The sequence below is a fragment of the Maribacter sp. PR66 genome, assembly GCF_028464205.1.
In the GTDB taxonomy this organism is placed as follows: Bacteria; Bacteroidota; Bacteroidia; order Flavobacteriales; family Flavobacteriaceae; genus Maribacter; species Maribacter flavus.
The window spans coordinates 28,757-41,171 of the sequence record NZ_JAQPCH010000010.1 but is presented as its reverse complement, the minus strand read 5'-3'; the positions used below and the strand labels follow the sequence as shown (position 1 = coordinate 41,171).

General features: G+C 41.1%; 13 protein-coding genes. 1 reads left to right on the top strand and 12 read right to left on the bottom strand.

From position 1 onward, the window contains the following. Positions 1 to 19: 19 nt before the first annotated feature. The 8 genes from rpmB to recR form a co-directional block, all read right to left on the bottom strand. Positions 20 to 256, bottom strand: coding sequence for a 50S ribosomal protein L28 (rpmB, locus tag PP181_RS15335; protein WP_272637735.1), 237 nt, complete (start codon positions 254 to 256; stop codon positions 20 to 22). 70 nt (positions 257 to 326) lie between these two features. Next, positions 327 to 1,577, bottom strand: a complete 1,251-nt coding sequence (locus PP181_RS15330; protein ID WP_272637734.1) for a competence/damage-inducible protein A — start codon at positions 1,575 to 1,577, stop codon at positions 327 to 329. Next, entirely contained in the window at positions 1,577 to 1,915 is a 339-nt protein-coding gene (locus PP181_RS15325) for an Hpt domain-containing protein (RefSeq protein WP_138259241.1), read from the bottom strand. Before PP181_RS15325 ends, PP181_RS15330 begins: the two co-directional genes overlap by 1 nt. After that, positions 1,915 to 2,526, bottom strand: a complete 612-nt coding sequence (locus tag PP181_RS15320) for a fumarylacetoacetate hydrolase family protein (protein ID WP_272637733.1) — start codon at positions 2,524 to 2,526, stop codon at positions 1,915 to 1,917. Before PP181_RS15320 ends, PP181_RS15325 begins: the two co-directional genes overlap by 1 nt. Before the next feature lie 10 nt (positions 2,527 to 2,536). Next, the gene (locus PP181_RS15315) at positions 2,537 to 3,313 is read right to left on the bottom strand and encodes a 3'-5' exonuclease (RefSeq protein ID WP_138259243.1); all 777 of its coding nucleotides are present in this window, start codon (positions 3,311 to 3,313) and stop codon (positions 2,537 to 2,539) included. A gap of 75 nt (positions 3,314 to 3,388) precedes the next feature. Then, a complete protein-coding gene (locus PP181_RS15310) occupies positions 3,389 to 4,660 on the bottom strand; it encodes a hypothetical protein (protein ID WP_272637732.1) in 1,272 nt (423 codons plus the stop codon). A gap of 97 nt (positions 4,661 to 4,757) precedes the next feature. Beyond that, positions 4,758 to 6,116 (bottom strand): dihydrolipoamide acetyltransferase family protein, encoded by a 1,359-nt coding sequence (locus PP181_RS15305; protein ID WP_272637731.1) that lies wholly within the window; start codon positions 6,114 to 6,116, stop codon positions 4,758 to 4,760. A 91-nt stretch (positions 6,117 to 6,207) separates the two neighbouring features. Then, complete coding sequence (recR, locus tag PP181_RS15300) at positions 6,208 to 6,828, bottom strand: recombination mediator RecR (protein ID WP_272637730.1); 621 nt, start codon at positions 6,826 to 6,828, stop codon at positions 6,208 to 6,210. 68 nt (positions 6,829 to 6,896) lie between these two features. Here recR and PP181_RS15295 point away from each other — a divergent pair, with 68 nt between their 5' ends. Continuing rightward, the gene (locus PP181_RS15295; RefSeq protein ID WP_272637729.1) at positions 6,897 to 8,378 is read left to right on the top strand and encodes a sodium:solute symporter; all 1,482 of its coding nucleotides are present in this window, start codon (positions 6,897 to 6,899) and stop codon (positions 8,376 to 8,378) included. A 7-nt stretch (positions 8,379 to 8,385) separates the two neighbouring features. Here the strand turns inward: PP181_RS15295 and PP181_RS15290 are convergent, their stop codons facing one another. The 4 genes from PP181_RS15290 to PP181_RS15275 form a co-directional block, all read right to left on the bottom strand. Beyond that, positions 8,386 to 8,745 (bottom strand): CoA-binding protein, encoded by a 360-nt coding sequence (locus PP181_RS15290; RefSeq protein ID WP_154918582.1) that lies wholly within the window; start codon positions 8,743 to 8,745, stop codon positions 8,386 to 8,388. Between the two features lie 463 nt (positions 8,746 to 9,208). Beyond that, complete coding sequence (locus PP181_RS15285; RefSeq protein ID WP_272637728.1) at positions 9,209 to 10,216, bottom strand: 3-oxoacyl-ACP synthase III family protein; 1,008 nt, start codon at positions 10,214 to 10,216, stop codon at positions 9,209 to 9,211. Positions 10,217 to 10,308: 92 nt separating this feature from the next. Next, positions 10,309 to 11,616 (bottom strand): ABC1 kinase family protein, encoded by a 1,308-nt coding sequence (locus PP181_RS15280; RefSeq protein ID WP_272637727.1) that lies wholly within the window; start codon positions 11,614 to 11,616, stop codon positions 10,309 to 10,311. Between the two features lie 17 nt (positions 11,617 to 11,633). Then, positions 11,634 to 12,287, bottom strand: coding sequence for a TetR family transcriptional regulator C-terminal domain-containing protein (locus tag PP181_RS15275; RefSeq protein WP_272637726.1), 654 nt, complete (start codon positions 12,285 to 12,287; stop codon positions 11,634 to 11,636). Positions 12,288 to 12,415: the final 128 nt, after the last annotated feature.

Here is a 12,415-nt window from a genome sequence, read left to right as displayed (position 1 = left end):
TGTACCCTATAATTGTAGGTTATTTTACCAACCCATTAGCTTTTGCATCCTTCAAAACGGCAGAGATACCTTTTTTGTTGATAAGTTTTACCGCTCTTGTAGAAACTTTCAAAGTAACCCATCTGTCTTCCTCCGGAATGTAAAATCTCTTTTTGGAAAGATTTACATCAAACCTTCTTTTCGTCTTGTTGATGGAGAAGGAAACATTATTACCTACCATCGCCTTCTTTCCCGTAATTTCACAAACTTTTGACATTATGCCGAATTTTTTCTTTTAAACAGGGTGCAAATTTATATCATTTTTATCTTTCAGCCAACAATACACCTCACATTTTTAAAATTTCTTTTTTAAGTAACTCAAATGCCTTATTAACAGACTTTTGGACTATTCGTTCCCGTTGGTTTCCCATATTAAATTCTAGGGCAAAAACATGGGTGGGCGATGCAATACCAATGTAGACTGTTCCAACATTGGCATCTGAGTCACCTTTTGTGGGACCGGCATTGCCCGTAGTTGCAATAGCAAAATCAGTATCCAACAACTTTTTAACGCCTTGCGCCATGGCCATGGCCACTTGCTCGCTCACGACGGAATAGGTATCCACCAATGCTTGGGGTACGCCTAATACGTTCACTTTTGTCTCCGTGGCATAACTGACCACGCTCCCTTTAAAATAGGCCGAAGCTCCCGGTATGGCCGTAAGATGACTGGCGATGGTCCCTCCTGTAAAACTTTCGGCAGTGGACAAAGTCAATCCTTTCTCGATCAACAGTTTAGAAATTGTCTCTTCCAGCTCCTCGTCCTCTTCAGAGCCTAGAATGATATCTCCTATCAATGGAAATAGTTTCTGTGATTCCAATTCTATGGCACTTGAAAGGATTGAATAGTCCGTCCCTTTGGCGGTAAGCCGCAACCGTACCTTACCCAAACTGGGCAAGTAGGCCAATTTGACGAAATTTGGAAGGTTATTTTCCCATTCCTCTATTATTTGGGCAATGGCGCTCTCTCCCATTCCGTAGGTATGAATGGTTTTATGGATAATATGCGGTCTATCGTAGAACCTGACCAACTCTGGAACCACTACTTCCCTTATGAGGTGTTTCATCTCAAAAGGAACCCCTGGCAGCGAAATAAAGGTAGTCCCATCCTCATAGAACCACATGCCGGGAGCCGTTCCGTTTTCATTGTGCAAAACTTTTGCCTTGCTGGGAACCCAGGCCTGCTTTCTGTTCAAATCTGAAATTGGGGTATTGGAAATATACTTGGCGAACAGGTTTTCAACATGTGCCAGAACCTTTTTGTCCTCTACAAGTTCGTCATTGAAAAATTCACAGAAGGTATGCTTGGTGATATCGTCTTTGGTAGGGCCCAACCCCCCGGTAACGATGACGATGTCCGCATGGGCCTTGGATTCCACCAAAGCCTGTAGTATGTGTTCGCGATCATCCTGAACCGAAGTAATCTGGTATACGGAAATACCAATTTTATTGAGTTCCTTGGCAATGAACGCCGAATTGGTATCAATAATCTGACCAATGAGTATCTCATCGCCAATGGTAATGATATCAGCGAACATTAGAGCTCAAAGTCGTTTTTTAACTCCCCGATGACCTGATGGATATCGGTTTTAAGAATAGGAAAGGTTTTTTCAATAGCTTCCCATGGAGCACTTTGTTTCGCTAGGGTCTCCACTTCCAGAGCTGCGGCCCTAGTCTGCTCCATACCCAACAAATCAACATTGGGCTTTATCTTATGGGCCAGTTGGTAGGTCCTTTCATAATCCCGCTCCTGTATAGCGGCTTCAAGTCCCTCCAAATCCTCGGGGACCTCGTCCAAAAAAACAGAAATGACGGATAGTATAAATTCCTGGTCCCCATCTGCCATCTCGTTGATCTTGTCCAAACTATATATCATTATCTTATTTTGACGTTAAAAAGTTCCGCTTCTTCCAAGTAACCTGTAAGGTAGTCATTTGCACTTACTTTGCCAACTCCGGCAGGTGTTCCCGTGAAAATAACATCTCCCTTTTTCAGCATAAAGAACGTGGACACATAGGATATTATTTCGTCTATTTTCCACAACATCAGCGAGGTATTTCCCTTTTGAACGGCCTCCCCGTTCTTCAACAAACTAAAATTTAGGTTGTTCAGGTCCTTAAAGTTGGATTTTGGCATCCATTCACCAATGACAGCTGCACCATCAAAACCTTTCGCCTTTTCCCAGGGCAAGCCTTTATCCTTCAATTTCGACTGTAGGTCCCTTGCGGTAAAATCGATTCCTAGACCTATTTCATCGTAATAGGTTCCCGCGAATTCCTCCTTAATATGTTTCCCTACGCGCTTTATCTTGACCAACACCTCCACCTCGTAATGAACGTCGTTGGAAAATTCAGGTATGTAAAATTCCTGCTCTTTGGGAAGGACTGCGGAATCCGGTTTAATAAAAATGACGGGCTCCGTAGGTTTTTCGTTTTTGAGTTCCTCTATGTGCTCGGTGTAATTTCTACCGATACAGATTATCTTCATATTATATCTACTAACTAAGCTTATTGTTGAGTTTGCTCAACTTTATCTGGGTAAGAATCTTTTTGGTGTACAGGGGAAAATCGGCATTCAGAATCCACCCGAAATATCCTGGCTCCTTATCGAGCACATCATGGACTTTTCTTCCCTTATGCTTTCCAAAGGAAAAAATTTCATCGCCTTCCTCGTCCAACGCAATAAAACCGGCAAAGTCCACGAACTGCTTCCTTTTGGAGAATTCAGAAAGCTTTTTAATGTTGTTTTCAAGATCTGGGTAACGCTCCAGTTGGGAAAGCAATACTTCATAGGTTGCGGTTGTATCGGCCTCCGCACTATGGGCATCGGTAAGGTCCTTATCGCAATAGAACTTATAAGCTGCCTCCAAGGTCCTTTTCTCCTTTTTGTGGAATATAGTCTGCACATCAACCGAAACGGTGTTCTTCATATCAAAATCGATATCGGCCCTCAAAAGCTCCTCTGCCAATAAGGGAATATCGAATCTATCGGAATTAAAACCGGCCAGATCACTGTCCTTTATCATGCGATGAATATCCTTGGACAATTGTTTAAATGTAGGTTCATTGGCCACCTTTTCGTTTGAAATGCCATGGATGGCTACTACATCTTCAGGAATTTCCATTTCCGGATTTACCAACCAGGTCCTGCTTTCCTTATTGCCATTGGGAAAAACCTTCAGTATGGATATCTCCACGATCCGATCCTTGGCCACATTGGTTCCGGTAGTTTCCAAATCAAAAAAACAAATAGGTCTGGTAAGCTTTAGCTCCATGAATTCCAATTTATGGCAAATATAGGTTTTAAGAGTTAGGCCCTAGAATGCCCGACACCTCTTTTTTTATAAAATTTATAGTCTATTGTTGATAATATTATTGAATGCAGAACCGAAAGTATAGCTTAATCCCACCCTAAAACCAAGTTCAAAATCCGTAGCAATCTGTTTTTGTTGTAGTAAAACATCCTCAATGGAAGCATCGCCTGCAGGCAAATTGATTTGATCACGGATTACTTCAAAATTACCAGAAAAGGTGACACCTAGACCTTTGAATATACGAACGGAAAGTCTTGAAAATAATTGAATTCTATTTTTATTAAAATCCTTTATGAAAGTCGAACCCCTTAATCTTGTGAAAATATTACCCCATGGTTGACGATATCTAAGTTGAACATCCAAAGAGTGGTCTAATACACCTTCGTTATCTTTCTCAAAAATAGTTGTATCAATATAGTTATTGTAAAAGTAGCCGATACGATATGCGAAAACCAGTTCCCGTTGTAAAACCTCACGATAAGGAAAAATATTATACTCTATTGCCGGGCGTATATAAGTAAAAAGATTTTGATTCGTAAAAGTATTGTGACGTGCACCTGCGAAAATACCCGCCGACCAGTGATCTGTCAAGCTTCTAACTATACTACCATCTGCAGAATAACGAAGCCTATCACTAGTGAACGTTTCATTATTCTGCTCAAACCTGCTCGTGGCCTGGTTTAGTTCCAAATCCGCACGAATTCTCCATTTTTCAGTTACCCTATCACTCTCAAATCCGACTTCATATTCGAACTCATTCCTACTGGACTCCTTAGAGAGCTCAGCTTCACCATAAATTTCAAAAATCCAATTGTTCCATGGATCTTCAACACTCATCTGCTCTATTGTACTGTTACCCTTGCTATTTATGGAATATGTAATTTCATAGGCCAAATCCGATTCTAGAAGATATTTAAGCAAACCCAGTTTTATTTTGGCTACCAAACCTTTCCTTATCTCATCCGGGGTCATATTGGGAGTGGTTTCATAAGAAATCTCACCTTGAATTTCGGTATAGTTTTGTGCTCCTTTAAAATCCAATAAATAAGTCCGCCCTCCACTTCCGTTGCCAACATCATAGATAAACAATTGTACGTTTGCCAAGGATTGATCCCTGACATGGTCAACGAATGGAATTTCCTGCCTTACATAGTTTCTATCACAATTACAATCAATGAAAAGCCTCATTTGAGTCTCTTCCTTCTTGATTTCTTGAGCAATTGTAGAAAATGGAATCAGAAAATAAATAAATAAATAAACTAGGATTTCAAAATGATGTTTGAAAAATAAGGATAATGGTCTTAACATTTGTGGGCTTGGTAAGACACAAAGCTAAAATCTAATGAATAAAAAAGATGTTAGTTTTGTGTTAATCCTAACATTTTATTTAAAATACTTATTACTTTCAGATTTCCCTGTCTACGTCCCAAGCCTCGAGGTAATCCGCAACTGCCTTGGCGAACATACTGCCCAAAGCTCCGTTTACCACCCTATGATCATAGCTGTGAGACAAAAACATCTTACTTCTTACGCCAATGAAATCACCTTCCTTCGTTTCTATTACTGAAGGAATCTTTCGTATTGCACCCAGGGCCATGATTCCTACTTGCGGCTGATTGATTATGGGCGTCCCAAAAACACTTCCAAAGGTACCTACATTGGTCACGGTATAGGTACCGTCCTGCACCTCATCCGGTTTTAAGGCATTTTTTCTAGACCGCTCCGCCAAATCATTGACTACCCTGGCCATACCTACAAGGTTTAATTGATCCGCATTTTTGATTACGGGCACTATCAAGTTGCCATCCGGCAGGGCGGCCGCCATCCCTATATTGATGTTTTTCTTTTTAATCACATTGTCCCCATCCACTGAAATATTCATCATGGGGTATTTCTTCAAAGCCTTGGCCACCGCTTCCATAAAAATGGGCGTAAATGTCAGTTTTTCACCTTCCTGCTTTTCAAAGGCATCCTTCACATTGTTTCTCCAGTTAACGATATTTGTTACGTCTACCTCTATAAAACTTTGAACGTGCGCCGAAGTGGAGACGCTGTCAGACATATGCTTGGCAATCAATTTGCCCATTCTTGACATGGGAATAATCTCGTCGCCTGCTCCAACTTTTATCTGGGATTCTTCCTTTTCCACAATTTTTGGTGGTGCCGATACCTCTTCCTTTTTGGTTTGGACGGGCTGGGGGGCTTCGGGAGTTTTCTTGGGTTGGGTCGCGACCTGGGCCCCATTGCTTCTTCCCGAAATATAATCCAAGATGTCATTCTTTGTTACCCTTCCCTCTTTCCCGGTACCGGATATAGCCTCCAGTTCGGCAAGGGAAACCCCTTCCTCTTTGGCAATGTTCTTTACCAGCGGTGAATAAAATCGCTCTGAAGAAGTATAGTCGGGAACGGGACTCCCAACCGTTTCGCGGGCCTTCACAACGGCCTCTTCGGCCACGGAGGCCAGTTTCTCATCTGACGTTTCCTCCGTATTGTCCGTATCTTCAACTATTCCGTCCGCTTCCCCTGTAATTTCGATTACAGCTACTACCTGCCCTACTTTGACAATATCATCAACTTCAAATCTTTTTTCGATAAGCACACCATCCACCTCACTGGGAACCTCACTATCCACTTTATCCGTTGCTATTTCAAAGATGGCCTCATCCATTTCAACCTTTTCGCCTACTTCCTTTAACCAAGAGGTCAATGTAGCCTCGGCAACACTTTCACCCATTCTTGGCAATTTCAATTCGAATTTTGACATATCAATAATCTAAGGTCTATTTTTTATACTGTTTTTGCAAAAATAATAAAATACAACACCCTTTACTGAATTTATATCAGAATTAAGTGGATTACTTGTTACTAAAACTTCCTTCAAACGGAATCCTATTTAAAATACTTCGCCCCAAGGTAACCTCATCAGCATATTCCAACTCGTCCCCTACGGCAATCCCTCGGGCAATGGTAGAGGTTTTGACCCCTGTACCCTCCAATTGTTTAAAGATATAGAAATTGGTAGTGTCCCCTTCCATAGTAGAGCTCAACGCAAGAATCAACTCTTGTACTTCCCCTTCTTTCACCTTATTTATCAAAGAATATATGGTCAAATCCTGGGGGCCCATGCCTTCTATGGGTGAAATCTTACCGCCCAACACATGATACAATCCCCTATACTGGCCAGTATTTTCAATGGCCATTACGTCTCTTATATCTTCTACCACACAGACTAGGGAGGCATCCCTTTTTGGATTGGAACAAATTTCACAAAGTACCGTATCACTAATGTTATGGCACTTCTTACAGAACTGCACCATAGTTCTCAATTTCGTCAAGGCATTGGATAGATTTTCTGTCTGGCGCTCCGGCTGCTTTAGCAAGTGCAACACCAATCGTAGCGCAGTTCGCTTACCAATTCCAGGCAATTGTGACATTTCATAGACGGCATTTTCCAGTAATTTGGAAGAAAAATCCATTGCTTTGAGTTTCCGGTAAAATTACGCACTATTTTTACTTTTTGTACTTTGACCACAAATAAATTCCCATGACTGCATCCCATATTCTGCTTCTTATAGGAAGCTATTTTGCATTACTACTCCTGATTTCCTACTTTACGGGAAAGAACGATTCCAATGAGGATTTCTTCAAGGCAGGAAAGCAATCCCCTTGGTATTTGGTTGCATTTGGAATGGTGGGCGCTTCGTTATCGGGGGTTACCTTTATATCCGTTCCAGGGTGGGTGGACGCATCCAAATTCAGTTACCTACAAGTGGTTTTTGGTTATTTGGTGGGGTACTTTGTAACGGCATATGTGCTGCTTCCCATCTACTACAGGCAAAATGTGACCTCCATTTACGAATACCTGGATAGCCGGTTCGGTTTTGTAAGTTATAAAGTTGGGGCGATTTCCTTTTTTGTATCCCGAGTTTTGGGTGCCGCCTTTCGACTCTTTCTGGTCGCCATCGTTTTGCAGCAATTCGTATTCGACGCGTGGAACGTGCCGTTTGAAATTACGGTTACTCTTTCCATCCTATTGATCTGGATCTATACTTTTAAAGGGGGTATAAAAACCATCGTTTGGACGGATACCTTGCAGACCTTGTTCATGTTGGTTTCCGTTGGGCTTTCCATCTACTTTATCCTAAACAAACTAGAATGGAGTTTGGGGGATTTTCTACAATCCGAAGAACTTGCCAAATACAGCCAGACCTTTGTCTTGGATGATCTCTTTGCAAAAAACCACTTTCTAAAATCCTTTATCGGGGGGATGTTCGTGACTATTTGTATGACCGGATTGGATCAGGACATGATGCAAAAAAACCTCACCTGTAGAAATTTGAAGGAGGCTCAAAAAAACATGGTGTCCTTTAGTTTTGTCCTTGTTTTTGTGACCTTTCTATTTATGCTCTTGGGAGCCCTTTTGTTTATCTACGCCGATAAATATCAAATTGAAATGCCTCTAATGGACGGTCAACCAAAGACCGACCTACTTTTTCCTGAAATTGCCCTGAACAGCGGATTGGGAATTACCGTGGCCATTACTTTTATGCTAGGCCTTATAGCTGCGGCCTATAGTAGTGCTGACAGTGCCCTGACTTCATTGACCACCTCCTTTTGTGTAGATTTTTTGGGGACGGCAAAAAAATCTGAAGTAGCGGCAAGGAAAATTCGCAGGCGAACACATATTGGCATGAGCATCTTGTTGATTTTGGTGGTAATTACCTTTAAATACGTATTGGATAGAAACGTTATCGACGGATTATTGACGGTTGCCTCCTACACCTACGGACCCCTACTTGGATTATTCGCCTTTGGGATTTTCACCAAACATCAAATAAGGGATAATTTTGCTTGGGCCGTGGCTTTGGTTGCTGTATTGATAATAATCGGTTTGGCGAAAATACCGACCGACTATTTAGGTGGCTACGAATTTGGATATGAGCTACTGCCCTTGAACGGACTTTTAACCTTCATTGGCCTATGGCTTATCAGAAAAAATCCTGATACGGATACTATAAGCAATTAAATTAACTTCAATATTGACCGGTCGCCAGCAAAACCAAAGTACAGGCAACTTGGGCTTCTATACCTTGGGATTCCAGTAATCTCTGAAAATCAGGATTCTCAGTGCCTGGGTTAAAGATTACGCGCCTTGGACGTAAACCGATAATGGCATCGTAATATCCTTTTTGATTATTTGGATTTAAATAAAGAGTTATGGTCTGAATATTTTGGAAATCTTCTATTTTGGTTTTAACTTGCACTCCCCCGATAATTCCAGATTTTAAACCGAAAGCTTCGGTTTTTATTCCTTGACCGACCAATCTATGAATCACCAAATTACTATAACGGTTTGGTTTTAAGGATGCTCCAAATACTAATGTTGTATCCATCTTTATCAGGGTGTTAAATTTTATAAGTTCTGTAACTTTTTAAAGTAATAATAGTCTTTAAATTGTTATACTTCTTACAAGAAGGTTTACATTTATTTGTTGCAAAATATTGAAGACGTTGATATTGCTATATATTTATAGTTAATGGTTAGTGTTTAGTATAGCTTATCAGCAAGAAACCCGGGCATTTGTCCGGGTTTCACTTTTTAAGGGCATAATGGACATTTAAAGATTGCCGAACCTGTAACATTAAACCATTTTATAAGTCTATTATACCAAGGAATGCTCTTTGCCAGGGGATTGGTTGGTTTCCCCTCAAGTGTTTATCCTCAGGAAAACCCGTGGCCTAGGTTGCGGGTTTTTTATTCTATATACAGTGTTTACAAGCCTTCCCAGCTTAATCCGAGGAAAAATATCTTGGTCTTCAACTACACAAGCCAAGAAATTGTTAGAAGTGGCTTATCTACCATCTGATAATGATACTGCCCCACGTAAAGCCGCTTCCAAATGCGGCCAATACCACCAAGTCTCCAGACTTTACCTTTCCAGCTTCCCAAGCTTCGGTCAGCGCGATGGGTATAGAAGCAGCTGTTGTGTTTCCGTAACGCATAATGTTGTTGAACACCTGATCATCGGTAAGGCCAAATTTATTTTGGATAAACTGTGATATCCTAAGATTCGCCTGATGCGGAACCAATAAATTTATATCCGTTGGTTGCAATCCATTTTTCTTAAGGCCCTCCATGATAACTTCGCTAAAACGTACCACGGCATTTTTAAATACGAATTGTCCGTTCATATAGGGGAAATAAGACTCATCGTTTGGGTCGTTATCGGCAATTATGTCAGAAACCCATCTTTTTCCCATTCCGGGCGCAATTAGTGAGAGTTCTTCTGCGTGTTGTCCTTCTGAATGCAAGTGGGTCGAAAGTACTCCCTGATCCTGACCTTCTGCCCTACTCAAAACGGCGGCACCGGCACCGTCGCCAAAAATTACGGAAACAGCCCTACCTCGTGTCGTCATATCCAATCCGTGGGAATGAAGTTCTGAACCAATAACAAGAATATTCTTGTACATTCCGGTTTTTATGTACTGATCCGCCACCGAAATCGCATAGACAAATCCGGAACATTGGTTTCTCACGTCCAAGGCACCAACGGTCTTTATCCCCAAATCTCGCTGTACCAAAACCCCTGGCCCGGGAAAATAATAATCCGGACTCAAGGTGGCGAATACAATAAAATCAATTTCATCCTTATCGATTCCGGCACGTTCAATTGCAATTTTGGCCGCTTTTACGCCCATGGTCGTGGTGGTATCCTCGCCCTTTATGACATGCCTTCGTTCCTTGATTCCCGTCCGCTCCTGAATCCAAGCGTCATTCGTATCCATTATTTTGGATAGATCGTCGTTGGTTACTACATTATCGGGGACATAATAGCCTAACCCTGTAATTTTTGAATTGTACATAGTGTAAAATTTAGCCGAATTCACTGCTGTTCAGGCAGTGCAATATAACAACAATTCCGAATTTCGCATTCATTTTGGAAAAGCTTGTTACACTATAAATACTTTTGAAAATGATTTACCTGAATTTCAGCCTTTAGGTCGTTGAGTAGATTATAGAGTCCAAAGAAGGTCCGGTTCATGTATAAAAAGTGCTTGGAACCCCTGTTACCGTTCATTTTACGTATCTGTTTATCCGATGCATATTGCTCACTCAGTGCCGCAATTTTCCCCCAGAAATCGGCACTGCCAAAGTCAAAAGTCTCCTCATGGAACGGCGATGTGAAGAGGCTCAACATTTCGTGAAAAAGATTCTTGAAAAAGGTTATTTCGGTATCGGTATCGGAAGGGGTCAAAATTTCAAGTTCATAGAGCTTTTGGGTGAAAATGGCGTCGTTTGAAATATTCTCCTTCTTGGCCAATTCAAAATAGGGGTTATAGAAATCGTCCGGAACTTCCTTGATACAACCAAAATCGATGACGACCAACTCCCCATTGGCATTTACCAAAAAATTACCCGGATGTGGATCCGCATGAACCTTGCGCAAACCGTGAATTTGATACATATAAAAATCCCATAGAGTCTGGCCCAGTTTGTTGCCCGTTTCTTTGGAAAAACTGGTCTTTGTGAATTCCCCTAAATGGGTACCCGTCATCCAATCCATTGTGATGATACGCTCGCTGGAAAGTGCCTCGTAATAGTTAGGAAATCGCAAGTTTTCTATATGGCTACATTTGTTTGTAATTTCCTTGCTTTGCGAAATTTCCAGCAGATAATTGGTTTCCTCCAATAATTTGTCTTCCACTTCCTTGAAGTATTTATCAGAATCCTTTCCCTGAAGGTTGAACATTCGCAAAGCCACTGGCTTTACCAAGGCCAAATCACTGCTTATGCTTTGAGCCACTCCAGGATATTGTATTTTAACTGCCAAGTCCATCCCGTCCTTTTTGGCTCTGTGCACCTGTCCGATACTCGCCGCATTGACGGAATCCTTTTCAAAGGAATCGAACACTTCCTCCGGATATTTATCCAGATATTTTTTGAATGTTTTTCGCACCAGCGGTGCGGATAAAGGCGGTACTGAAAACTGTGAAAGTGAAAATTTTTCTACATAGGCATTGGGCAATAGGTTTTTCTCCATGCTCAACATTTGTGCAACCTTCAATGCACTGCCCTTTAGACTTTTAAGTCCGTCATAGATATCACCGGCATTATCGTTATCCAGTTCATCCCTCGTTAAATCTGGGTTCACTATTTTCTTGCCATAATATTTGGCATAATTCCCGCCAATTTTTACACCGGTCTTGATCAGTTTGCTGGCGCGTTCAATTTTTCCGGTAGGGATTTTATCGAGAGTCTTCAATCTTGAATGGTATTAGGTTAAGCAAATGTTTCCTTGTAAAGAAATTTCCCAAAATCTACGATGTTGTCCAATGGGGTATTGTCAAAAAGGTCAAATACCGTGTTGACGGATTTTTCAATGGCCAAATCCGTTTTTTCGAATCCTTGAGATTCATCGTTCATCCAAAATCTTAACAGAAAAAGGAATTGGACCCAAGCCCCCTCCGAAAAAATAGAAGGGTTGTGCTTGGTTATTTTATACGTTTTTTGCTTATTACCATCTGCGATCAACTCTTTGGCAAACTCCTTCAGGTGCTTTCGCAATCCCTTTAGTTGCTCCATGTTCTTAAGCTGGTTGCCGCCTTGGTTCAATGTAAAAAGGGCATAACTTCTGTTGAGGGTCAACATCTCGAAAAATGTGTAGAAAAACGTCAACAATTTGTCCCTATTTGCAAAGGATTCATAGTCCTTGTTCTTTTGCATCAATGCAAGCGTATTGGTGAAAAAGGTGTCCCAAATACCCTTCTTGATAGCGGGAATGGAGGCAAAGAATTTGTAGAAATCCGCTTCCGGAATTTCATGCTGCTTACAGAATTTATAGACCGTTTTGGGCTCCTTTTCATGTTCCAAAACATAGTCCATGTACTTTGAAATAATTTCTTCCTTGGTAATCTTTTTATTCTTGGTAGCCATAATATGTAGTATTGCGTGTAAAGATTTATAGCAAAAAATGTATTGATGTTAGACTAAAAAACGTGCCTTCGGGGGGAAAGCACGTTTTCAAACAACCTAACCAATAAATAATCAAACGTGATTATGAT